This window comes from Acinetobacter sp. ANC 3903 (genome assembly GCF_002135315.1).
Taxonomy (GTDB): Bacteria; Pseudomonadota; Gammaproteobacteria; order Pseudomonadales; family Moraxellaceae; genus Acinetobacter.
In genome coordinates this window covers 163999-187678 of record NZ_NEGA01000003.1, presented here as the reverse complement: position 1 = coordinate 187678, position 23680 = coordinate 163999, and the positions used below count along the sequence as shown (strand labels likewise).

At 42.7% G+C, this 23680-nt stretch carries 20 protein-coding genes and 2 tRNA genes; 15 read left to right on the top strand and 7 right to left on the bottom strand.

The genetic code is table 11. The features are described 5' to 3' along the window. Nucleotides 1–100 precede the first annotated feature (100 nt). Complete coding sequence (locus tag B9T29_RS03410; protein WP_086174574.1) at nucleotides 101–520, bottom strand: tetratricopeptide repeat protein; 420 nt, start codon at nucleotides 518–520, stop codon at nucleotides 101–103. Nucleotides 521–976: 456 nt separating this feature from the next. Here B9T29_RS03410 and B9T29_RS03405 point away from each other — a divergent pair, with 456 nt between their 5' ends. Then, nucleotides 977–1939 (top strand): cation diffusion facilitator family transporter, encoded by a 963-nt coding sequence (locus tag B9T29_RS03405; RefSeq protein ID WP_086174573.1) that lies wholly within the window; start codon nucleotides 977–979, stop codon nucleotides 1937–1939. Nucleotides 1940–1963: 24 nt separating this feature from the next. Here B9T29_RS03405 and B9T29_RS03400 read toward each other — a convergent pair whose 3' ends face one another. From B9T29_RS03400 to B9T29_RS03380, 5 genes are all read right to left on the bottom strand, one after another. Continuing rightward, complete coding sequence (locus B9T29_RS03400; RefSeq protein WP_086174572.1) at nucleotides 1964–2305, bottom strand: hypothetical protein; 342 nt, start codon at nucleotides 2303–2305, stop codon at nucleotides 1964–1966. Nucleotides 2306–2472: 167 nt separating this feature from the next. Further along, nucleotides 2473–2548, bottom strand: a tRNA-Glu gene (locus B9T29_RS03395). A 32-nt stretch (nucleotides 2549–2580) separates the two neighbouring features. Then, a tRNA-Ala gene (locus B9T29_RS03390) sits at nucleotides 2581–2656 on the bottom strand. A 57-nt stretch (nucleotides 2657–2713) separates the two neighbouring features. Then, entirely contained in the window at nucleotides 2714–4222 is a 1509-nt protein-coding gene (gltX, locus tag B9T29_RS03385; protein WP_086174571.1) for a glutamate--tRNA ligase, read from the bottom strand. Between the two features lie 129 nt (nucleotides 4223–4351). Beyond that, nucleotides 4352–4654, bottom strand: a complete 303-nt coding sequence (locus B9T29_RS03380; protein WP_086174570.1) for a hypothetical protein — start codon at nucleotides 4652–4654, stop codon at nucleotides 4352–4354. Nucleotides 4655–5017: 363 nt separating this feature from the next. On the opposite strand from B9T29_RS03380, the gene B9T29_RS03375 reads away from it, so the two are divergent. The 9 genes from B9T29_RS03375 to B9T29_RS03335 all read left to right on the top strand — a co-directional run bounded on the left by B9T29_RS03375 (nucleotide 5018) and on the right by B9T29_RS03335 (nucleotide 15735). After that, nucleotides 5018–6019: a sulfate ABC transporter substrate-binding protein gene (locus B9T29_RS03375; protein WP_086174569.1), complete on the top strand. Its 1002-nt coding sequence runs from the start codon at nucleotides 5018–5020 to the stop codon at nucleotides 6017–6019. Nucleotides 6020–6268: 249 nt separating this feature from the next. Further along, the gene (locus B9T29_RS03370) at nucleotides 6269–7288 is read left to right on the top strand and encodes a sulfate ABC transporter substrate-binding protein (protein ID WP_086174568.1); all 1020 of its coding nucleotides are present in this window, start codon (nucleotides 6269–6271) and stop codon (nucleotides 7286–7288) included. Between the two features lie 423 nt (nucleotides 7289–7711). Then, on the top strand, nucleotides 7712–8635 hold the full coding sequence (gene rsmH, locus B9T29_RS03365) for a 16S rRNA (cytosine(1402)-N(4))-methyltransferase RsmH (RefSeq protein WP_086174567.1): 924 nt from the start codon (nucleotides 7712–7714) through the stop codon (nucleotides 8633–8635). Then, nucleotides 8635–8967: a cell division protein FtsL gene (gene ftsL / locus B9T29_RS03360; protein ID WP_086174566.1), complete on the top strand. Its 333-nt coding sequence runs from the start codon at nucleotides 8635–8637 to the stop codon at nucleotides 8965–8967. The genes rsmH and ftsL overlap by 1 nt, the downstream gene beginning before the upstream one ends. Before the next feature lie 13 nt (nucleotides 8968–8980). Continuing rightward, the gene (gene ftsI, locus B9T29_RS03355) at nucleotides 8981–10807 is read left to right on the top strand and encodes a penicillin-binding protein PBP3 (protein ID WP_086174565.1); all 1827 of its coding nucleotides are present in this window, start codon (nucleotides 8981–8983) and stop codon (nucleotides 10805–10807) included. A gap of 10 nt (nucleotides 10808–10817) precedes the next feature. Next, nucleotides 10818–12314, top strand: coding sequence for a UDP-N-acetylmuramoyl-L-alanyl-D-glutamate--2,6-diaminopimelate ligase (locus B9T29_RS03350; protein ID WP_086174564.1), 1497 nt, complete (start codon nucleotides 10818–10820; stop codon nucleotides 12312–12314). Between the two features lie 9 nt (nucleotides 12315–12323). Next, complete coding sequence (locus B9T29_RS03345; RefSeq protein ID WP_086174563.1) at nucleotides 12324–13733, top strand: UDP-N-acetylmuramoyl-tripeptide--D-alanyl-D-alanine ligase; 1410 nt, start codon at nucleotides 12324–12326, stop codon at nucleotides 13731–13733. Continuing rightward, a complete protein-coding gene (gene mraY, locus B9T29_RS03340) occupies nucleotides 13733–14851 on the top strand; it encodes a phospho-N-acetylmuramoyl-pentapeptide-transferase (protein ID WP_086174562.1) in 1119 nt (372 codons plus the stop codon). The genes B9T29_RS03345 and mraY overlap by 1 nt, the downstream gene beginning before the upstream one ends. 80 nt (nucleotides 14852–14931) lie before the next feature. Further along, complete coding sequence (locus B9T29_RS03335; protein ID WP_086174561.1) at nucleotides 14932–15735, top strand: putative RNA methyltransferase; 804 nt, start codon at nucleotides 14932–14934, stop codon at nucleotides 15733–15735. Nucleotides 15736–15775: 40 nt separating this feature from the next. Here B9T29_RS03335 and ponA read toward each other — a convergent pair whose 3' ends face one another. After that, the gene (ponA, locus tag B9T29_RS03330; RefSeq protein WP_086174560.1) at nucleotides 15776–18304 is read right to left on the bottom strand and encodes a penicillin-binding protein PBP1a; all 2529 of its coding nucleotides are present in this window, start codon (nucleotides 18302–18304) and stop codon (nucleotides 15776–15778) included. A 165-nt stretch (nucleotides 18305–18469) separates the two neighbouring features. Between ponA and B9T29_RS03325 the strand changes: the two genes are divergently transcribed. The 5 genes from B9T29_RS03325 to pilQ all read left to right on the top strand — a co-directional run bounded on the left by B9T29_RS03325 (nucleotide 18470) and on the right by pilQ (nucleotide 23646). Further along, the gene (locus tag B9T29_RS03325) at nucleotides 18470–19531 is read left to right on the top strand and encodes a pilus assembly protein PilM (RefSeq protein ID WP_086174559.1); all 1062 of its coding nucleotides are present in this window, start codon (nucleotides 18470–18472) and stop codon (nucleotides 19529–19531) included. Then, nucleotides 19531–20184 carry a PilN domain-containing protein gene (locus B9T29_RS03320; protein ID WP_086174558.1) on the top strand — a complete coding sequence of 218 codons (654 nt, stop codon included), beginning with the start codon at nucleotides 19531–19533 and terminating at the stop codon, nucleotides 20182–20184. The genes B9T29_RS03325 and B9T29_RS03320 overlap by 1 nt, the downstream gene beginning before the upstream one ends. Further along, nucleotides 20181–20933, top strand: a complete 753-nt coding sequence (locus B9T29_RS03315; protein ID WP_086174557.1) for a type 4a pilus biogenesis protein PilO — start codon at nucleotides 20181–20183, stop codon at nucleotides 20931–20933. The genes B9T29_RS03320 and B9T29_RS03315 overlap by 4 nt, the downstream gene beginning before the upstream one ends. Next, the gene (locus B9T29_RS03310) at nucleotides 20933–21460 is read left to right on the top strand and encodes a pilus assembly protein PilP (protein ID WP_086174556.1); all 528 of its coding nucleotides are present in this window, start codon (nucleotides 20933–20935) and stop codon (nucleotides 21458–21460) included. Before B9T29_RS03315 ends, B9T29_RS03310 begins: the two co-directional genes overlap by 1 nt. 62 nt (nucleotides 21461–21522) lie before the next feature. Then, complete coding sequence (gene pilQ / locus B9T29_RS03305; RefSeq protein WP_171263962.1) at nucleotides 21523–23646, top strand: type IV pilus secretin PilQ family protein; 2124 nt, start codon at nucleotides 21523–21525, stop codon at nucleotides 23644–23646. The last annotated feature ends 34 nt before the right edge of the window (nucleotides 23647–23680 follow it).

The following is a 23680-nucleotide window of genomic DNA, read 5'->3' as shown; positions in this document are numbered from 1 at the left end:
GGAACAGTGATCTTGCTACAAAGTGCAAAGAATATTTTTAAATCTAATTGAATTTAGGTTTAAAAAAACCAGCCCGAAGGCTGGTTTTTTTATTGTTGATTTAAGAAAACGCAATTTGGTTATAAGCTTTTAGCAGCGTATTTCGAGCTTCTGGATGACGCTGATTTGCAGCTTTTTTTAACCATACCTCTGCCAGTGTGTAGTTTTTATCAAGACCTAATGATCCATTCAAATAGCTGATACCTAATTTATACTGGGCATCACGATGTCCACGTAAGGCTGCACTTAAAAAATTCCACATAGCATTACGATTATTATGTACGGAAAGATCACTCTCAGTGCCAGTGGAATTAGAACGTTGCAAAATTTCCTTATGATGCTGACGAGCAAGTTGTTCGAAATATTCTCCTTGAGAATACTCCCGGTTAGCTTCAAGTGCTAGATTCTGCATCCCATATCCATTGGAATTTAGAGTATACAACCAAGAATTTACGATCTTTTTTATATTCTGAATGATCATAATTCACCTCATTTTCATATGTTAGATTAGATATCCAACCTTTTTAAAATCTAGCTGCTTTTGTGAAGAAAAGCACGAAATATTTATCAAAAACCGAATTATTAACATAAATATAAATTTTATTTAAAAATAAATACATATATTTATAAAACTATGTTTGTAGATGAATTTTTTAACATTTATTAAAGATAAGTGTAATCGAATTGTTAATTTATGATTGCTTTACGTAAATTTAAAATTTTTTGTCACAAGTGGATTCTTTCTTTGATTATGGAGTGTGGGATCCCAAATTTAAATTTAGGCTTGATATCGTGTTCTTAAGCTTTGAAATTTAAAATATTATTTGTAATTTTACTTTGCGTGAATTTTACTTGGTGTAATGGTATTACATTGAGTAGGCTTGTTATGCTGTTTTAAAGACTAATAAAGTTATCATTCATTAAATGGGAGCCATTCATGGGTGAACATCATGGGCATGATCACAGCCATGCAATCGTCACAGAGGGTAATGCCAAAAAGCTGACCTTTGCCCTGGCACTCACCAGTACCTTTTTAATTATTGAAGTCATTGCCGGTTTTATCACCCAAAGTCTGGCGCTGCTTTCCGATGCGGCACACATGTTTACTGATGCGGCAGCCTTGGCCATTGCCTTGGTGGCGATCAAAATTGGCAAAATGCCAGCCGATGATAAAAGAACTTTTGGTTACCAGCGTTTTGAAATTCTGGCGGCACTGTTTAATGCCTCGATGCTGTTTGTCGTAGCGATGTATATTCTGTTCGAGGCTTATCAGCGTTTTAGCCATCCCCCTGAAATTCAGAGTCTGGGCATGCTGGGCGTGGCTGTGATTGGTCTGGTGATTAACCTGATTGCCATGAAAATCCTGTTTTCCAGCTCGGCAGAAAGCCTGAATGTTAAAGGTGCTTATCTGGAAGTTTTAAGCGATGCGGTGGGGTCGATCGGGGTGATTATTGGCGCGGCCGTGATCTATTTCACTGGCTGGATGTGGGTGGACACCCTCATTGCGGTGCTGATTGGTTTTTGGGTGTTGCCGAGAACCTGGATTTTACTTAAACAAAGTATCAATATTCTGCTGGAAGGGGTGCCAGAGGAAATTGATATTGAACAGTTGCGTAATGATCTTTTGAGCCTACAGGATGTAGAAAGTATTCATCAACTGAAGGTTTGGGCCATTACTTCCAAAAATCTCCATCTGACGGTACATCTTTATGCACCACAGGCAGATCATCATGCCTTATATCAGCAAGCTCTGGAGATGTTAAGTCATCAACATGGCATTACAGAAATGACTTTACAGATTGAAGATACCGAATGTATGACGCATTCACATTGCCATAATGCGAGTGATCCAGCGCAACATTCAGATCATCAGGAAGATTCACATCAGCACCAACATTGAAGCTGATGTGAAATCAAATTTATTTTAGATTTCCCATTCGTGATTACATTCACGACATTTCCATTTTTTTTGTGACTGCATAAAGCCTTGCATGGAAATTTTAAAATCAGGCAGGTCGCGGTAAAACAAGAACCCGGCGATGACGCAGATAATAAATACCACCACAGTTGCAGTTTGTAGGGTAGAGCCTGCGCCATTGCCAAAAATCGACATCGCAATGCTAATTAAAACCAGCAGTAATAAAATGAATACAGCAGGAATAAGAAAGACAAGGCTTTTAGGAACTACAGGTCGTACTGCAGGGCTACCGGCTTGAGCGACAGGCATTATTTTAGGGCTTTGGCATTTGGGGCAACGGTATTGCATTACAACTCCATAATTTTAATCTATTGCTTATTTTAATCGGAATGACACAGAAAGCAAAAAACAGCGCAAATAAAAGTTTAGACAAAATTGAGGCAATAAAAAACCCAAGTCACAATGCTTGGGTTTTTTATCAGATCACCATAAATATATTATAGTGATCTTGAATATGGCGTCCCTACGGGGATTCGAACCCCGGTTACCGCCGTGAAAGGGCGATGTCCTAGGCCTCTAGACGATAGGGACAATTGAGGCAACACAGGTAAAACAGCAAACTTTGGTGGAGTCAAGGAGGATCGAACTCCTGACCTCTACAATGCCATTGTAGCGCTCTACCAACTGAGCTATGACCCCAGTTTGTGTGAGCGCAATATTAGGGCTATTGCGCTTACACGTCAACTATAAAATCAATTATGCTTCATCAACTGCATCATTTTTCGGCAATTTTAAGCTTTCATTGAGTTTTTCCCATACTTTTGCTTCTTTTTTACTCGGACCGCCGACAATTTCAAGTGCATGACGTAAACGTGCGAAAGTTAAGTCAGGACCAATCGTGACCATAGACTGCATGACTGGAGTCGACGAGGTTGAACCGGCAATGGCAATAAAGAAAGTCGGCATGAAATCACGAAGTTTAACTTCCATCTGGTTGGCCAAGTCCATTAAGGTTTGGCTGACTGTATCATTATTCCAGGTGAACAAACTTTCCAGACGCCAAATGGCGAACTGCAAGCTTTGACGAACCTGTTCTTCGGTCAATTTCTTGCTTTCAAACTGTTCCTTGCTAATGCTTGGGAACTGGTTGAAATAGAAACCGGCCCAATTCACTGCTTCAGAAAGCAGGTTGATACGCGGCTGAATGGCAGCGGCAATGTCTTCCAGGGTATTGCGGTCAGATTTCCATGCCAATAAAGTATTTAACAGCTCGGCAGGAGAGAGTGCTTTAATCCATTGGCCATTCAGCCAGTTGAGTTTTTCCACATCAAAGATTGGGCCACCCAGTGATACACGTTTAATGTCGAAGTGCTCAATCATCTCTGCCAAAGTGAATTTTTCACGTTCATCTGGCATTGACCAGCCCATACGGCCTAAATAGTTCAACAAGGCTTCCGGTAATACGCCGATGTCCCTGTAGTAATTGATGGAAGTTGGGTTTTTACGTTTAGATAGTTTTGATTTGTCCGGATTACGAAGCAATGGCATATGACCCAGTACCGGCATTTCCCAGCCAAAGTATTGGTAGAGCAACTGATGTTTTGGTGCAGATGGTAACCATTCCTCACCACGGAAAACGTGAGTGATTTGCATCAGATGGTCATCGACGACATTGGCAAGATGGTAAGTCGGTAAACCATCGGTTTTAAGCAGGACTTGCATGTCGACTTGGGCCCAAGGAATTTCAACTACCCCACGCAGTAAATCATTGACTTTACAAATCCCTTCTTCAGGTACTTTCATGCGAATCACATGTGCTTCGCCTGCAGCTAAACGGCGTTCAACTTCTTCTTGAGAAAGCAGTAAGCCTCGTCCGTCATAACGCGGTGTTTCACCACGTGCCTGTTGTTCAGCACGCATTTGATCCAGTTCTTCTGGTGTTGCGAAGCAGTAAAAAGCATGCCCTTTTTCTACCAGTTCTAATGCATATTGCTTATAAATGCCCATACGTTCAGATTGACGGTAGGGTGCATGTGGACCGCCCACATCCGGACCTTCTGACCAATTTAAGCCTAACCAGCGCAATGAATCTAAAATCATTTTTTCAGATTCAGGAGTTGAGCGCAGTTGATCGGTATCTTCAATACGAAGAATAAATTCACCGCCATGCTGTTTAGCAAAACATAAGTTAAACAAGGCAATATAAGCAGTGCCTACGTGTGGAAAGCCAGTAGGAGAAGGTGCAATACGAGTACGAACAGTCATAACCAATATTTTCAGAATGTGAATGGAAGCTATTATAACGAAAAAGCCCAATCACTTAATGTTAAATTCAACATTGAAATGATCAGGCTAGATGGGAACCACTAAAGGGGCAAGAAGTTCGCTGCTGAATTAAGAGTTGTTTTGCGGGAAAAGCGCTTGTACAAAACGGCTGAATTTCTGGTTTTGGGCAGCAAAGAAGCTTTGAGTCGGTGCAACTTTAATTTCGGTCAGAATTTTTAAATCGTTATCGGCACGTAAAGTATTGCTCCCATGCTTTTGCTGTTGCAAGGCTTTTTCAATCAATGAAGATTTTTCAGGGCTTAAAGTCACTTTGGCTTCGGTACCTTTAATTGTAGCTGCATGTCCCAGCTGAGCCATAAACCCTAAACTTAAACTTAAACTTAACGCCTGTATAATTGCTGTATATCGCATTTCCACATCTCCCCTTCTGGTGCTGGAATTTTATATATTGTTTTAATCCTGTGGTGTGACACCATTTAACCACACAAAAAAATACAAAAGTAGAACTAGGTCACACTTTTTTACAAAATGATAAAATACCTATAAAGCTTGGGCTCTTTGTATCAAAAAAATATGGAGACAACATGAAGAATGATGAAAAACAACAAGTTTGAGATTTTTTAGGGATGGTTTTAGTGCTAAAAGTGCATTTTAAAGTATTTTTATAGATATCTTTAAAATCGATTTTTAATCAATAAAATATTATAAGTTTATGATTGTTAAAAATATTCTTGATTCATATAGTGTCCTTATTCTTAAAGAAGAGTGTTACACATGAAAAAAATAATCGTCTCTACTTTTTTGGCCTTGCTGGGGGGCATAAGCGCACAGAGTTTCGCCGCGAAAGATTTCCTGAATGTCTCTTACGATCCGACCCGTGAATTTTATCAGGAATATAATCAGGTCTTTGGGACGTATTGGAAACAACGTACCGGACAAGAAATCAATTTTAAGCAATCCCATGGCGGCTCCGGTAAGCAGGCACGTTCCGTGATTGATGGTTTGCAGGCTGATGTCGTGACCTTGGCTCTAGCCAACGATATTGATGAAATTGTGAAAGCGGGCCTGATTCATAAAAACTGGCAAAAGCAGTTTCCGAACAATTCTGCACCTTACACCTCGACCGTGGTTTTTTTGGTACGAAAGGGTAATCCTAAAAATATTAAAGACTGGAACGATTTAACCAAACCGGGTGTGGAAATTATTACGCCAAATCCAAAAACCGGCGGTGCACCACGTTGGATTTACCTGTCGGCATGGGGCTATGCATTGAAACAGCCGGGTGGTAACGATAGTAAAGCCCGCGAGCTGGTTAAAAAGCTTTATGGCAATGTAAAAGTACTGGATTCGGGTGCACGCGGTTCTTTAACCACTTTTGCCGAGCGTGGTATTGGCGATGTGCTGTTGTCTTGGGAAAATGAAGCCTTATTGGCGACTCAAGGCCTAGGCAAAGACAAATATCAGATTGTCTATCCTTCCATTTCAATTTTGGCTGAGCCATCGGTGGCAATTGTCGATAAAAATGTTGATAAGGATGGTAACCGCAACTTGGCTAAAGGTTATTTAAATTATCTGTATTCACCAAAAGGCCAAGAGCTGGCAGCACAACATTTCTTCCGTCCTCGTCATTCACAGGCGGCTGCGAAATATGCAGCACAATTTCCAAAAATCAAACTGTTTACCATTGGAGATGTGTTTGGTGGCTGGGCCAAGGCACAGAAAACTCATTTTGTGAATGGTGCCATCTTCGACCAGATCTATAGCGAAAAGAATTAATATTCTAAAAATTATCAAACATTAAAATGAGAAAATGGATAACTAGATTATCCATTTTTTTTATATCTAATCCATAAAAATCTATATATATGAAATAAGTATAATGTTGTCACTATTTTTGTATCTAAAACAGTGAATTAAGTAGAAAAACCTTTTATCTTAATCTGTTATGTCTAAATTTGATGAATTGCGAATTATGACTTTATTTCATATAGTTAGCATTAATGAAGCTAATTGATCTGTATTGCAATGAAAACTCAATTTAGAGCGTTACTCAGCGCAGCATTGCTTGCTACGGGCATTGCTTTTACTGCAACTTCTGCTCAGGCGGCAGACCGTGAATTCCTAAATGTCTCTTATGATGCAACACGTGAATTTTATGATGAATTTAACAAGTCTTTTGGTGCTTACTGGAAAGAGCGCACTGGGCGTAGTGTGAATTTCAAGCAATCTCATGGTGGCTCAGGCAAGCAGGCACGTTCTGTGGTTGATGGCTTAAAAGCTGATGTCGTAACTTTGGCCTTGGCAAACGATATTGAAGAAATCGTCAAGTCGGGTCAAATCCAGCCGGGCTGGCAAAAAGAATTCCCGCATAACTCTGCACCTTATACCTCAACCATCGTATTTATGGTACGTAAAGGCAATCCCAAACATATTAAAGACTGGTCTGATTTAACCAAACCGGGTGTGCAAATTATTACCCCGAATCCTAAAACAGGTGGTTTACCACGTTGGGTATACTTATCTGCGTGGGGTTATGCGCTGAAACAACCGGGTGGTAACGACGCCAAAGCTAAAGAGTTCGTAGGCAAGATGTACCACAATGTCAAAGTGATGGACTCGGCTGCGCGTGCTTCAATGACCACCTTTGCAGAACGCGGTATTGGCGATGTGTTATTGACTTGGGAAAATGAAGCTTTAGTGACTCAAAAAAGCCTGGGCAAAAACAAATTTGAAATTGTTTATCCCTCCATGTCGATCTTAACTGAACCATCAGTTGCAATCGTGGATAAAAACGTGGAGAAAGATGGTAACAAGTGGTTAGCCAAAGGTTATATCAACTACTTGTATTCACCATTGGGTCAGGAAATGGCGGCAAAATACTACTACCGTCCACGTAATCCGGACGTGCTGGCTAAATACTCTGCTCAATTCCCTAAACTAAAAACCTTCACTATCGATGAAGTATTTGGTGGCTGGGCTAAAGCGCAACAGACCCATTTTGTGAATGGTGCAATTTTCGACCAGATTTACAATAACAAGCGTTAATTCTGCTTGATCTAAAAAAGCCAATCCATTGTGATTGGCTTTTTTATTGTGATTTGGGTTCATGATCGATAGATAAATCAAGGCCAGCAAGGCAACTGCCCCCTGAGCAGTAACGGTAATTTTGACCTAAATAAAGAACAAATCGCTAAGCTAGATCAAAGAAATGAACAGTAGAAAAATTTCTATTTAGCTGCTGATCAATTGATGACTAGAGCGACAAATTTTAACAAACAATAAATAGAACAATGGAGTTTTTAAAATAATATACCTTCCCAGCAAAGATCGCGCAAAACTTGCTGCAATATCACCAAAAACGGTTTTCTCTATGAAAAGTAATATTTCCCTACAAAAAGTCGTTTGGAGCTTTGTTAAAACAAGGTAATAATGTGCAGTTACATTTTTCATAGTATTGATTGAACCCTTATGTCGCATATTTCTGTATTACTTCACGAAACTGTTGATGCCTTATTGGCAGATCGCAATACAGGAATTTATGTTGATGGCACTTTTGGTCGAGGTGGTCATACCCGTTTATTGCTGTCTAAATTAGATGAAAATGCCCGCGTCTATGCCTTTGATAAAGATCCGCAAGCGCTAGAAACAGCGGCTGAATTAGCACAGGAAGATTCACGTTTTAAAATTATCCATGCCAGCTTTGCCGATTTAAAACAGGAACTGGAAGCTTTGGGCATCGACAAGGTTGATGGGGTGATGGCGGATTTAGGGGTGTCTTCGCCACAACTCGATCAGGCGGAACGTGGTTTTAGTTTTATGAAAGATGGGCCGCTAGATATGCGTATGGATAACTCGCAAGGTCCCACGGCGGCTGAATGGTTAGTCAATATTGAAGAAGAAGCTTTGGCCAATGTGATTTTCAAGTATGGTGAAGAGCGTTATAGCCGCCGTATTGCCAAAGCCATTAAAGCGGCAGGTTATATTGAAACGACCGCTCAACTGGCTGAAATTGTAAAAGTTGCCCATCCGAAATGGGAAAAAAATAAACATGCTGCAACCCGAACTTTTCAGGCCATCCGTATTGCCATTAATAAAGAATTAGATGATATTGAAGCTTTCTTGCCACAGGCTGTGGAAGTTTTAAAATCAGAGGGACGTTTGGCGGTGATCAGTTTCCATTCACTGGAAGACCGTTTAATTAAACAATTTATTCAAAAAGAATCGACTTTAGCGGAAGATACCAGTTGGGGTATGCCACAAGAACGGGAAGATACCCGTCGTTTAAAGAAAATTTCCCGAGTTCGTGCCAGTGAAGAAGAGGTCAAAGCCAACCCTCGTTCGCGTAGTGCATGGCTTAGAGTTGCAGAACGCTTAGCTTCAAAAGGCGAATAATGAAAACTGAAGTTGTTGAAAAGAAAACCGGTAAAAAGCCGATGAAAAAAATCATCAGTTATATCGTTTTGCTGCTACTGGTCTTTGTTAGCGCATTGATGGTGGTATTCCAGGTATTTGAATATCGTCATGATTATCGCGAGTTAAGTTCTTTTATGCGGGAAAGGGATGATCTGAATGCAGAGTGGGGGCGTTTGCTGATTGAGCAACAAACCTTTGGTGCAACGGCGCAAATTGGCACGCGTGCGGTAACGCAATTGCGCATGTACTCGCCACCTGCCGCGCAGACGGTTGTAATTTCTTTACCAATGACTCCAGAAGATAAAAAATAAGGCTAGCTGTAATATGGTGGACAAGAGAACAAGTCAGGCAACACGCAAAAAGCAGCAGCCGATTACCGAGAAAAATGCCCTTAGCGTAGATATGTGGCGTTTTTATCTGATGTGGAGTGTGGTTTTACTATGCTTTTTGGCTTTGGTGAGCCGTGCATTCTATGTACAGGTCATCAACAAGGACTTTTTGCAAAACAAGGCCAATGCCAACATTTTAAGAACGGAAAAAGTCAAGGCGATGCGTGGCGTGATCTATGATCGTCATGGCGTGCCCTTGGCCATTAGTACGCCGGTCATGAAAGTGGTGATTGATCCGCGCGACTATTTTGAAACCAAAAAACTGTTTGATGAGATTACGGCTGAGCTGGCCAAAGATCCTCATAACCGTAAACTGAAACGCCAGTTACCCGATAAAAACCTCAATCTGGATGAACTTGCCGATGCGGTGGGCATCGATCGTGCAGAGTTGAAAAAGAAGATGAACGACAAGCCTCGTTCACGTTATCTGGTCCTGCAAAAAGAAATTCCACCCCAGCAAGCTGAACTGATTGCCAAACGTGAGTTTCAAGCTGTTTATACCGAGAAAAACTATAAACGTTACTATCCGCAGCCGCAGCCGAATGCCCAGATTATTGGTTTAACCAATAGTGAAGGGACCGGGATTGAAGGTCTGGAGATGCAGCTGAATAGTGCGTTGTCTGGTCATGATGGCGAACAGCAAATTGTGCGTGATAAAAAAGGCAACCGTTTTAAAGATCCTGAAGTTATCAAAGAAGTGGAAGCAGGGGAAAATATCACCTTAAGTATCGATTCGCGTCTGCAATATATTCTGTACCGTGAATTGACCGCTGCCGGTGTGGCCAATAATGCACGTTCTGCCACTGCGATTGCTGTAGATGTTAAAACCGGTGAAATCCTGGCCATGACCAGCTGGCCATCTTATAACCCGAACGATAAGAAAAGTTTAACCAATAAAGATGCCATGCGTAACCGCGGTGCAGTCGATTCATTCGAACCGGGTTCTACCATGAAACCGCTGACTGTGGCGATGGCACTGGAAAGTGGCAAATATACCGCGAACTCTATTGTGAATACTTCGCCGGGCAGTATGCGTATTGGTAACCATACCATTCGTGATACTCATAACTATGGCGTACTTACCCTGGGCGGGATTATCCAGAAATCTTCCAATGTTGGCGTGGCAAAAATTGCCTTATCACTGCCTTATGCAACCTTGCCTACATTTTACAAACGTGTGGGCATGGGACAGCGTTCCGCAGTTAAATTCCCGGGTGAAAGTGCGGGTCTGATTTTGCCGCCAAGCAAATGGAATGTATCGGAAGTGGGTACCATGGCCTATGGTTATGGTCTGAACGCGACCGTACTGCAAATTGCCGATGCCTATGCCATGATCGCCAATAAAGGTAGAAAAGTGCCTTTAAGCTTGTATAAGCTGGAACAGCCACCTAAGGGCGAGCAAATTGTCGATCCGAAAATTGCTGAACAGGTGCTATTGATGATGGAAGCGGTGACCTTACCGGGTGGTACAGCACAGCAGGCCAATATTCCGGGTTATCGTGTGGCGGGTAAGACCGGGACAGCACATAAATTACGTGCAGACCGTAAAGGCTATTCAGACTCGGAATATCGTGCATTGTTTGCGGGTATGGCACCGGTAAGTGATCCACGCTTGGCCATGGTCATTGTGGTGGAAAATCCGAAAGGGCAATATTACGGTGGTTTGGTGGCAGCCCCTGTGTTTGCACGGGTGATGCAAGAATCATTACGTTTGATGAACGTGCCTTTAGATAAACCTTTAGATACTCCCAAAATCCAGTAACAGGTGATGAATGTCGATTACATTTCAAGATCTCTACAGTACTGAGAAAACCGCTGGATGGATGAGCAAGCCATTCGGTGGCTTTAGTTTAGATAGTCGTAAAGTTGAAGCAGGGCAAATTTTTATTGCCCTGACTAGTTTTTCTCAGCCTGAAAAAACGCTGCAGTTTGCACAATCGGCTTTGGCACGTGGTGCCTTGGCGGTGGTGAGTGAAACGGAGTTAGGCCTGGAAAACAGTATTGTGGTGCCTACAGTTCGCCAGCTGATGGGACAATGGCAAAAACAGTATTTGCAGGCCAGCCAGCCGGTGCAGGCGGCACAGATTATTGCGGTGACAGGAACCAACGGTAAAACCACCATCTCGCGTTTAATTGCGGAACTGTTGATGTTGCAAGGCAAGAAATGCGCCGTGATGGGAACTACCGGTAACGGTATTTTGCCGAATCTGGAAGCTTCTTCGCATACCACTCTGGATGCTTTGCAGTTGCAAAATGCATTACATGAATATGCACAGGCCGGTGCTGAATTTGCTGCGATTGAAGCCAGCTCACACGGTCTGGAACAGGGTCGTTTGAATGGTTGCGATATCGAAATTGCGGCGTATAGCAACTTAAGTCGTGATCATCTGGATTATCACGGTACACTTGAAGCCTATGCTGAAGCCAAGTCGCGATTATTTAAATTTTCCAGTTTAAAAGTGGCGATTATCAACATTGATGATGAGCATGTACAGGTCATGATTGAGGCGGCACAATCAAATCTAGCCCGACCAAAAATCCTCACTTACTCAATCACTCATAAAGCTGACTATCAAGTTGAAAATATTCAATATAGCTTAAGTGGTGCCTGCTTTAAACTGTGCACGGCACAGGGTGAATTTGAAGTGCATAGCCCATTGCTCGGTCATTTTAATATCGAAAATATTGTCGCAAGTCTGATTGCTGCAGAGCAGGCAGGCTTTAAGCTGGCGGATTTGATTGCAGTTGCAGCGCAACTGAAAGGTGCGCCAGGTCGTATGCAGGTGATCCGTGATGGCGAGCGTCTGTTTGTGGTGGATTATGCCCATACGCCAGATGCCCTGATTCAGGTGCTGACCACTTTAAAACGCCATGTATCGAAAAATTTATGGGCAGTCTTTGGCTGTGGTGGCGACCGTGATCGTGGCAAGCGTCCGCTGATGACCCAGGCTGCCTTGGATCATGCCGATGTCGCACTGATCACTTCAGATAATCCGCGCACCGAAAATCCAGAACAGATTTTTGCCGATATGAAAGCTGGGATCGATTTTTCAGCACATACAGTGCATGAAATTCATGACCGCCGTGAAGCGATTAAATTTGCAGTGAAACAGGCTCAGGCGGGTGACATTGTGGTCATTGCCGGCAAGGGGCATGAAAACTATCAGGAAATTGATGGCGTACGTCATTGGTTTGATGATGTGATTGAAGTGCAATCCGCGATCGACACACAGCATCACACACCAGATTCAGCTTATCCTGCGCAATAGGAAACCATCATGCATACATCAACTACCAGTACAGTACCTTTAGAGCCATGGACAGCAGCGCAGCTTGCTGAAGCCACACAGGGTTACTGGTTAAATGAGAAAGTGCCTCAAGGCGCAATCAAACGAATTTTGACAGATTCCCGTTATGCCGAACAAGGCGATGCATTTCTTGCCCTGCAAGGCGAGCGTTTTGATGCGCATGACTTTGTGGCACAAGTGGCAGGCAATGGCTGTGAAATTGCGATTGTCAGCCAGCCGGTAGCAGCTGATATTTGTCAGCTGGTTGTCGTTGATACCCGTCTGGCATTGGGACATCTAGGAGCTTATCGCCGTGCGCAAAATTCACAGTTGAAAGTGATTGCGCTAACCGGCAGTAGTGGTAAAACCACCACTAAGGAAATGCTGGGCAGTATTTTATCGCGTCTGGCACCGACCTTAATTACCCGTGGGAATCTGAATAACGATTTGGGTGTGCCAATGATGTTGCTTGAGCTGCGTGCCGAACATCAGTTTGCGGTCATGGAACTTGGCGCGAGCCATCAGGGTGAGATTGACTACACCTCAAATCTGGTGCAACCGCATGTTGCCGGGATTATCAACATTGGTACGGCACATTTGGGTGAATTTGGCGGACGTGATGGTATCTGCCGGGCTAAATCGGAAATTTATGCACATATTGCCGCAACAGGGACGTCTATCGTTCCTGCAGCCGATGATTTTGCTGAAGCTATTCGCCAGGCAGTACAGACCGAAAAAGTTTTGAGTTTCGGGCAGGGTGGGGATGTGTTTTCAACTGACATTGAATTGCATGCACAATCTTCCGGTTTTACTTTAAATACCCCTCAAGGTGTGCGTCAGATCAGTCTGCCATTTGCCGGTGAACATAATGTTCAGAATGCCACTGCTGCGACAGCTTTTGCGCTCGCGATTGGTGTTGCGCTGGACGATATTGTGATTGGTCTGGAACAGGCGACGGGTGCTAAAGGTCGTTTGAACTTTATGCATACTGAAAAGCATCTGTTTATTGATGATACTTACAATGCCAATCCAACTTCCATGCGTGCAGCAGCAGAAGTGCTTGCCCAGCAGGAAGGTGTCAAGGTGATGGTAATTGGCGATATTGGTGAATTGGGCACAAGTGCAGCCCAGCAACACTATATGTTGGGCCGTGACCTGGTTTCGGTACAGGGCGTTCACTTCGTGGTTGCCGTGGGTGAATTTGCTCCAGCCACCCAAGAAGGGGCGCGCAGTACCCAGTATGGAAAAAAATTGCAGGCCTTTTTGAATCAGGCACAAGCCCTTCCTTTCTTACTTGGTTTAATTGAAACACATCAACCTCAATCCATGAGTTTCCTGTTTAAAGGTTCTCGTTATACCCACATGGAAACATTGATGGCTGATTTGATGGAGAAAATTTAATGCTGTTATGGCTATTTGAACAACTGGCGGGCTATAACAGCTCGTTTCAGGTGGTTCGTTATTTAACACTACGTGCTTTGCTCAGTGTATTAACTGCATTGACTATTGGACTGGTTTTGGGTCCAGTGATGATCCGTAAGCTACAAGCACTCAAATATGGCCAAGCAGTCAGTTCATTTGCTCCTGAAGGTCATGCCAAAAAAATGGGTACACCCACCATGGGCGGGATTTTGATCCTGCTGTCGATTGGGATATCAACTTTGCTTTGGGCTGACTTATCTAATCCTTATGTCTGGATTGTGCTTGGGGTAATGGTGATCTTTGGTGCCGTAGGTTGGGCAGATGACTGGATTAAAGTCCGTTATAAAGACAATGCCGGCTTGCCTGCACGAAAAAAATTCTTCTGGACGTCGGTCGGATCATTAGGCGCCGGTATTGCGCTGTATGTGATTGCTACTCAGCAGGCCAATCCTGTACATACCGCGAATATGCTGGATTTATTAATTCCGTTCTTTAAAAATCTGTCTATTCCATTCTCGGTTATTCCTTTGGGAATTGGTTTTATTATCTTTACTTATTTGGTGATTAACGGTGCCTCCAATGCGGTCAACCTGACCGATGGTCTGGATGGTCTGGCAATTATGCCAATCGTTCTGGTTGCAGCAGGTTTGGGCGTGTTTGCCTACCTTGCCGGGGATGTCCGTTTTGCCAATTATCTACACATGCCTTATGTGAAATATTCCTCTGAATTGGTGGTAATCTGCGCTGCAATGATTGGTGCCGGCTTGGCTTTCCTTTGGTATAACGCACATCCTGCGCAAGTATTCATGGGTGATGTCGGTGCCTTATCCTTAGGTGCAATGCTAGGTACCATTGCAGTCATGGTTCGTCAGGAAATCGTATTTGCAATTATGGGTGGTGTTTTTGTGGTAGAAGCCATTTCAGTATTCTTGCAGATCGGTTCACTGCGCATGCGTAACAAGCGGGTCTTCCTGATGGCGCCGTTGCATCATCATTATGAGAAAAAAGGCTGGCGTGAAACCCAGGTGGTGATTCGTTTCTGGATTATCACAATTATGCTGGTAGTTTTAGGCTTAATGACCTTAAAATTGCGTTAAGCAAATATTCGAAAGAGCCGGCATTTGCTCCCACATCTGCCGGCTTTTTTATCGCCTGATTTCAGGCACTGGAGAAAAATATGAATCTGCTGATGTGTCCTGTCTGTCATGAAGCATTGAAACTGACCGAAAAAACATGGCACTGTGTGAATAACCACAGTTATGACGTGGCAAAACAAGGCTATGTGAACCTGCATGTGGTGCAGCATAAGCACAGTAAAAATCCGGGTGATACGCCTGAATCGGTACAAGCACGTCGTGCATTTTTAAGTGCAGGTTTTTATGCCCCTTTACAACAGGCCGTGGTTGAAAAAATTCGCGAATTACGCATTGAAAATCTGCTGGATATCGGTTGTGGTGAAGGTTATTACACCAATGCCATGCAGGCGGAAGTGCTGCAATGTGTCGGTGTAGATATTGCCAAAAATGCAGTTCAGGTTGCAGCCAAGCTGAATAAAAATGTGACCTGGGTGGTTGGAACGGGTGCAACATTACCTGTTTTAGATGCATCAATCGACTTGTGTACCAGCTTGTTTAGCCCTATTCCAAAACAGGAGATATTACGGGTACTGAAACCGCATGCCTATTTGATAGTGGTTACGCCTGCAACAGAGCATTTATATGCCATGCGTGAGGCGCTTTTTGAAGACGTGAATCCGCATGAACCACATAAATTTGTTGCTCAGCTGGAAGATGCTTTTGAGCTGGTAGGGGAGAGTATCGTAGATGCGCCCTTTATCTTGCAACAGGAAGATTTAAAGCATCTGATTGCCATGACACCTTATGCTTATAAAGCCAAGCCAGAACGTCGTCAGGCTTTGGAACAGAAAGATCAGTTTGAGTTAAAAGCCCAATTCCAGATTTATTTATTCAAAAAGAAATAAGCCCAATAAAAAAGCCCTCATTCGAGGGCTTTTTAGCATGCTATTCAAATACATCAATCAGATGATCAAGTGCATCCGGTTTGTGGTTTTGTTTTTGCATGTCTGGCGGGTTGGTATTATCCGGAACCAGGATTTTCTCTCCAGGAAGATCTTCAAAGTCACGTTCCGGTGCCCGTGCTGGAGCAACCGGTGCTGGACGATACAATGGACGAGCCAAAGGTGGAGATGAACGGTCTGTTTGAACAGGTTCACCGACAGTAATCGTCTGGTTATGATTGGTTGGTGCTTTGGCGTTTTTGTCAAAATGCACCCAGGCTGCCGGTGTGCCTTTTAAGGCATTGCCCATAAAGTTGGTCCAGATTGGCAAGGCGGCAACACCCCCATACTCAAGGCGACCCAACGTAGTCGGCTGGTCAAAACCGACCCAGGCAACCGTCACCAGTTTGCCATTAAAACCGGCAAACCAGGCATCTTTGGCATCATTGGTTGTTCCGGTTTTACCGCCAAGATCATCGCGACCAATTCTTAATGCGGCACGTCCGGTACCATGCTGAATCACATCACGCAGAATATTGGCCATGTCATATGCAGAGCTTGATTTTAAGACACGCTGTGCCTGACGGTACTGGCTTTTTGTTTCATCAAGTTCAAGTTTGGCCAGTTCTTTTTCTTCTGGTAATGTCTGATTGGTGACATCAATTACTTCATCATCAGGGGTTACCGGTTCTGCAGAGTTAGTTTCTTCATCAGTTTGGTTGATGCAGGAAATACATGCATAGTCCGGATTACTTTGATAAATCACTTTGCCATATGCATCTTCAATACGGTCAATAAAATGCGGCTGAATGCGGTAACCGCCATTGGCGAATGTGGCATAACCTGTGGCCATTTGAATCGGAAGAACTTGTGGTGTACCTAGGGCAATGGTGTAATTTCGCGGGATCTGATTTTCATGCAAACCGAAATCCATCAGTAATTGTCGGGTGCGCTCAATACCCACCGTTTGCAGCAGGCGAACGGACACGGTATTCCGTGATAAATACAAGGCGCGACGTAATGGAATCATGCCAAGATAACGACCATCCGAGTTTTTCGGTGACCATTTTCCTATCGTGATCGGACTGTCATTGACCATACTGTAGGGTGTCATGCCACGCTCAAGTGCCAATGCATAGACAAAAGGTTTGATGGTGGAACCTGGTTGACGCCAGCCTTGTAAGGCACGGTTAAATTTGGACTGGTAAAAATTATATCCCCCGACAATGGCTTCAATTGCGCCGTTGTTGGGGTTCAATGCAATGAGCTGACCTTGAGCTTTAGGAATTTGTACCAGTGCCCAAGAGGATTTATTGTCATTCGGGCGTAACCGAATAATATCGTTTACTTTAACAATTTGGGAAGCTGTGCGTGGAGCAGGACCTACACTGTTGGCATTCCTGTAAGGAGAAGCCCAAGACATGCCTGACCAAGGTACAGTCACGTTAGAGCCATCTTGCATCAATGCTTCAAAAGCATTTTTATCGACTTTAATCACCTTGGCAGGATAGGTATTTGCATACGCCATGAATTCGCTCAAGGGTTTGTCATGGGCTTCAGCACCTCTCCAGCCATGTCGACGGTCATAGGCTTCGAGACCTTCTTGTACCGATTGTTCTGCGAAAGCCTGACGTTGACTATTAATGGTGGTATAGACTTTATATCCAGAATCAATTGCTTGTTCACCAAACTTTTCCATTAATTCTGAACGTACCATTTCGCCCACATAGGGAAATTTATTATTGATGCCACGTTCAGGCATATCAAGGTTAATGGGTTCAGCAATGGCCTGTTTATACTGAGTCTGATTGATATAACCCAGCTGTAGCATACGTCCCAGAATCCAGTTGCGACGTTCCAAGGCGCGGGTAGGATTGACCACAGGATTGTATTTTGAAGGTGCTTTGGGCAGCCCTGCAATCATGGCCATTTGAGCAATACTGAGCTGATCCAGGTTTTTGTTGTAGTAAATTTTTGCAGCTGCAGCAATGCCATAGGCATTTTTACCCAAGAAAATTTTATTCACATATAGGGTGAGAATTTCTTCCTTGGTCAGGTTCTGTTCAATTTTACGTGCTAAGAAAATTTCAGTCAGTTTGCGTTTTAGCGTGCGTTCTGGTGTTAAATAATAATTTTTAGCCACCTGCATGGTGATGGTAGAACCGCCGGTTTGTACGTTGGAACCGGTGATGGTTTCACTCAATGCACGTCCTAAACCTTTAAAGCTAATTCCGCTATGTTCAAAGAAGGATGAATCCTCTGCAGCAAGGAAAGCCGAGATAAAGGGTTTTGGAATCTGTTTGTATTCCACAGGAACAGACAATTTCCCGCCATACTCAGCAATAAGCTCATTATCAGCACTATATACTTGTAAAGGTTTTAATAACGGCGCCTTTTTTAAGGTGGTCATTTTGGGTAAGGATGGGGCAATATAGAGATACATGCCATAAAATCCCATCGGAATTGAGACCAAAACTATAATTATGATCAAAAAAAATGGATGAACATGGCCCGAACGTGATAGCTTTTTCATAACAAGTAAGTTTTAATAAGAGCTAATGGCAAACTAATTAGCGGTCAGTATAGCCTTTACACATGCAGATTGTTAGATGAGTTATTGTATCTGTATAAAATTATAGACCAGCACTGATTAGTAGGTTACTTTTATTGGGGATAAAAAAATAATAGGAAGTATATTGTGCTCAGGTTATATCGTAAGCCGAATAAGGGGTTAGTAGGAGTAGATATTAGTTCTACTTCTGTTAAATTGTTAGAACTTTCTGTTAAGAGCGGTAACAGGTACTGGGTTGAGAGCTATGCACTGGTTCCTTTGCCTGAAGGTAGTGTTGTTGAAAAAAATATTTTAAATCCAGAAGCAGTCGGAGATGCACTAGAGCGAGCGCTTAATCTTGCCAATACGCAATCTAAAGCTGCAGCCCTTGCCATCCCAACTTCATTGGTGATTACCAAAACCATTGAAATGGATGCCGATATGACGGATGACGAACGTGAAGTTCAGATCCGTATGGATGCAGAGCAATACATTCCCTTTCCTCTGGATGAAGCCAGTCTGGATTTTGAAGTATTGCCGGATCGTTTAGCCAATCCGAATCGGGTGAATGTGCTTTTAGTTGCAACGCGTCTTGAAAATGTAGAAGCACGTGCTGAAGTGTTGGAACTGGCTAACCTGACACCAAAAATTGCCGATGTTGAAAGTTTTGCGATAGAAAATGCCTATAAAGTATTTTCCGATACTTTACCAATAGGTGTGAATACGGTTGGTGTTTTAGATATAGGTCATACCATGACGACCTTATCTGTGATGCAAAATAATAAAGTGATTTATACCAGAGAGCAGGTGTTTGGCGGTAAACAGCTGACTCAAGAAATTCAAAATCGCTATGGTCTGTCTTTTGAAGAAGCGGGCCGTGCCAAGAAAACCCGTTCATTGCCCGATGACTATGATGTTGAAGTCTTAGAGCCGTTCTTGGAAGCTGTAGTTCAACAGGCAGCAAGATCACTGCAGTTCTTCTTCTCGTCTTCACAGTTTAATGAGATTGACCACATTTTATTGGGGGGGGGGAATGCTAATATTCCAGGACTCGCGAAATTACTACAACAAAAACTGGGTTATCGCGTCACGATTGCCAACCCATTTTTGCAAATGGGGTTTTCTCCACAAATCGATATTAAAAAAATAGAGAATGATGCTTCCTCGCTCATGGTGGCATGTGGTCTGGCATTGAGGAGTTTTGATTAATGGCAAGAATTAACTTGCTCCCTTGGCGTGATGAGCTGAGAGAGAAACGAAAAAAAGAATTTATAGCAGTTTGTATTGGGGCTGCATTCATTGGCGCTTTGGCGGTTACATCATCATGGTTTTATTATGATCATAAACTTGGAGACCAGGAACAGGCCAATCAACTCATTACCAGCACCAATCAAAATCTTGATGTGCAATTAAAATCTCTGGAAGGTTTGGAAGCACAGCGCAATGCTATTATTGAGCGTATGAAACTGATTCAAGGCTTGCAAGGGCAACGTCCGATTGCAGTACGTCTGATTGACGAATTGGTACGAGTAACGCCAACTAATTTGTACATTACCAAATTTGTGCGTACAGGCGATAAATTTACTATCGAGGGGAAGGCGGAAAGCCCGAATACCGTGGCAGAGTTTTTACGTAATTTGGAGTCATCTGCTTGGTATCGCAACGCTTTTATGAATTCTTTTTTAGCAGTTGAAGAGCAAAAAGATAAAGCGCCTAGTTCAGTCGTTCCGCGTGTTGAAGAAGGTTATGGTTCATTTGTGGTGACTGCTGACTTAGACGAAATCGCACAACCAGCTGCACCAGAAGCACAACAACAAGCACCATCCAGTACAGCTAATTCAACCGTGGAGGCAGCGAAATGAGTCTCGATGAATTTGATGAATTAAATCCAAATGAAGCTGTGGCGCGTAAAAAGAAAATGACGCTGGATAAGTTTCTTCAGCAGTTCAATACTTTAGATCCAAATAATTATGGTAGTTGGCCGTTATCCGTCAAAATCACCTGCTGGATTGCGATTGTGCTGGCGATTGGGATTCTGGGTTATTTTTTAACAATTAAAAGTAAATTGGAAGATATTTCCAATGCTGCTGCTCAAGAGCAAAACCTGCTCAATGAGTTTCGTGAAAAAGACTCCAAACTTCGTAACCTGCAATTATTGCAAGCGCAGTTACAGGAAATGGAAGCGAATTTTAATCAGCAGCTGGAGCAACTGCCTAAAGAAACCGAGATTCCTGGACTGGTCGAGGATATCAACGTCACTGGTGTAAACTCTGGTCTGAAATTCAAAAATATCCGTTTAGAAAATGAAATAAAACAAGAGTTCTTTATTGAACAGCCAATTGCGATTGAAGCTACGGGTGATTATCACGCTTTTGGTTCTTTTGTTAGCGGGATTGCGGCATTACCACGTATTGTGACTTTGCATGACTTTGAGATTACAGCATCGGAAAATAAAGAGAAAAAATCTGACATTCCTCAAGTGAATTATAGCGTTAAAGCAAAAACATATCGTTATATTGGCGTTACGGATGCTCAGACTACGGCTACTCCAGCTACTGGTACTCAGGCTACGGATGCTAACTCAACGGCTACAACTGGAGGGGCAAAGTAATGAAAATGCAAAAAATCTCTCTCAGCTTGATGTTGGGTTTAATGTTAGTAGGCTGTGACTCGCGTATTGATGCCGTGAATGAACAAATGGCCAATATCCGTAATCAACCCCCATTACCGATTGAACCCGCTCCGGTTTTTCCTCCTGTACCGACATTCGATTATGCGGCACACCAGTTGAAGAGTCCTTTTTTACCGAGTTCGCTGGCTGCTGAATTAAAAATTATGTCAGGAAAGCGGGTCTATCCTAATTTGTCACGTCAACTGCAGCCTTTAGAAAGTTATGCGATTGAATCGTTAAATATGAAGGGAAGTATGCGTAGCCAGTCTGGACAGATACTGGCATTGATTCAGACGCCAGATGGTGAAATTGAACGAATACAGCGCGGCAGTTATATGGGTGTGAATCATGGTCGTGTGATCAATATTACACCTACACAAATTGATCTCGTGGAAATTATTCCAGATGGGCGAGAAGGATACGTGGAACGTCCAAGAAGTCTAGTATTACTTGGACCAGCGCCTTAAGTTTAAAAGGAATAAAAATGAATAATAGTTTTAAAGATTTTATATTTGGGGATGGCAATACAATGAACCATTTGTTTCGTCAATTTTCTATGGGTGCTGTTGCGATCGCGATCATGCAGGTTGCAAATGCACAAGTCAGTATTACTAATATTGTGCCGATGCAGATTGCAGGTCAAGGTACAGAAATCCGTGTGATGTTTAATGGTTTACCACCACAACCTCAAGCTTATCAACTTGAGCAGCCGTCACGTTTGATTCTTGATTTTGATAAAGCACAACAAAATTTACAACAAAATAGCATACCTGTCGCAACGAAAGAGGCAACTTCGGTCGATGTGAGTTCGGATGCGCAACGTTCACGTTTAACTGTGAACTTGGCTGATGCAGGTGCCTTTACCACACGTATTGAAGGCAATACCTTTATATTAAAAATTAATTCTGCTGCTGGAAATACATTTGCATCACAGCAAGTGGTGGCTCAAAAAACTGCGCAAGGCATTTCTAATATTGGTTTCCAGCGTGGCAGTCAAGGTGAAGGCCAAATCGTAGTCGATTTATTGGGGAGCAATACTCCAGTAGATGTACAACAGCAAGGCAGTAAAGTAGTAGTACGAACTTTGGGTAACAAAGTTCCTGCACACTTGGCACGTCGTTTAAATGTCAATGATTTTGCAACTCCAGTATCCACGGTTGATGCTACAAATGACGGTAGTAATGGCGTGATTACCATTCAGACTTCTGGTAGCTATGAATATATGGCTTATCAGACTGATAATAAACTAACCATCAGCTTAAAACGTCCTGAAGATAAAAATCCATTAAAACCTAAAGCAGCGAATGCTTATACAGGGAAAAAGATTTCTTTGGATTTCCAAGATATTGAAGTACGTCGTGTACTGCAATTATTGGCAGATTTCACCGGTATCAATATGGTGACTGCGGATAGCGTTCAAGGCAATATTACCCTGCGTTTAAAAGATGTACCTTGGGATCAGGCTCTTGATATTATTTTAAAAACCAAAAATCTGGATAAGCGCCGTAATGGCAACGTGATCTGGATTGCACCGGTATCAGAACTGATCAAGGCGGAAGAAGAAGAAGCTAAAGCTATAGCACAAAGTGTAAAATTGGCGCCGATTCAAACTGAATATTTAAAATTAAGTTACGCTAAAGTCACTGATATTGAAAAGTTAATTACTGAAACTAAACAGTCGAATAATTCGGGTGGTGGGAGTAGTGGTGGTAGATCAAATGATAATTCAGGTGAAACCCTCTTAAGTCCACGTGGTTCAATTTCGGTTGATGCACGTACAAATACCTTGATTATTAACGATACTTCACAAAACATCGATAAAGTTCGCAAAATGGTGGATTTGCTGGATGTGGCTGTGAAACAGGTTATGGTTGAAGCACGTATAGTTCGTGCAACAACTGATTTTACTAAAGAGATGGGAGTGAAATGGGGAATTCTTTCGCAAGGGATTACCCAAAATAATGATTTGTTGGTCGGTGGTAGTGACACCACCTTATGGAATTTAAAAACTCCTAGTGATGATGGTAAATATACCATTCAACGTCCACAGAACTTAAATGTGGATTTAGGGGTGACATCGACTGGAGCTAGCCGAATTGCTTTTGGTTTGATTAGCTTGTCTGATTTTATGCTGGATTTAGAACTTTCTGCATTGCAAGCTGATGGTTATGGTGAAGTTATTTCTACTCCTAAAGTACTCACTGCTGACAAACAAGCAGCAAAAGTAGCATCGGGTACCCAAATTCCTTATCAATCTTCTCAAGGAGGGGGGGCAAATGCTGTTTCCACAACTTCATTTGTTGATGCAACTTTGAGTTTAGATGTCACGCCAAGCATTACTCCAGATGGCAAAATCCAGATGTTGTTGCAAATCAAAAATGACTCTGTAGGGAATCCAACACCTACCGGTCAATATACAATCAATAAAAATGAGATCAACACCAATGTATTGGTTGAAAATGGCGAAACAGTAGTCTTGGGGGGTATTTTTGAACAGCAGACAGCCAATACTCAAACTAAGGTGCCTTTCTTGGGAGACTTGCCTTATGTGGGACGCTTATTCCGTAAAGATGTAAAAAAGGATAATAAGAGCGAACTACTGATTTTTGTTACACCACGAATTGTTGATGACAGTGTTTCAAGAAATCATTAATATATTTTAAATTTAGCAAAATAAATAGGTGACT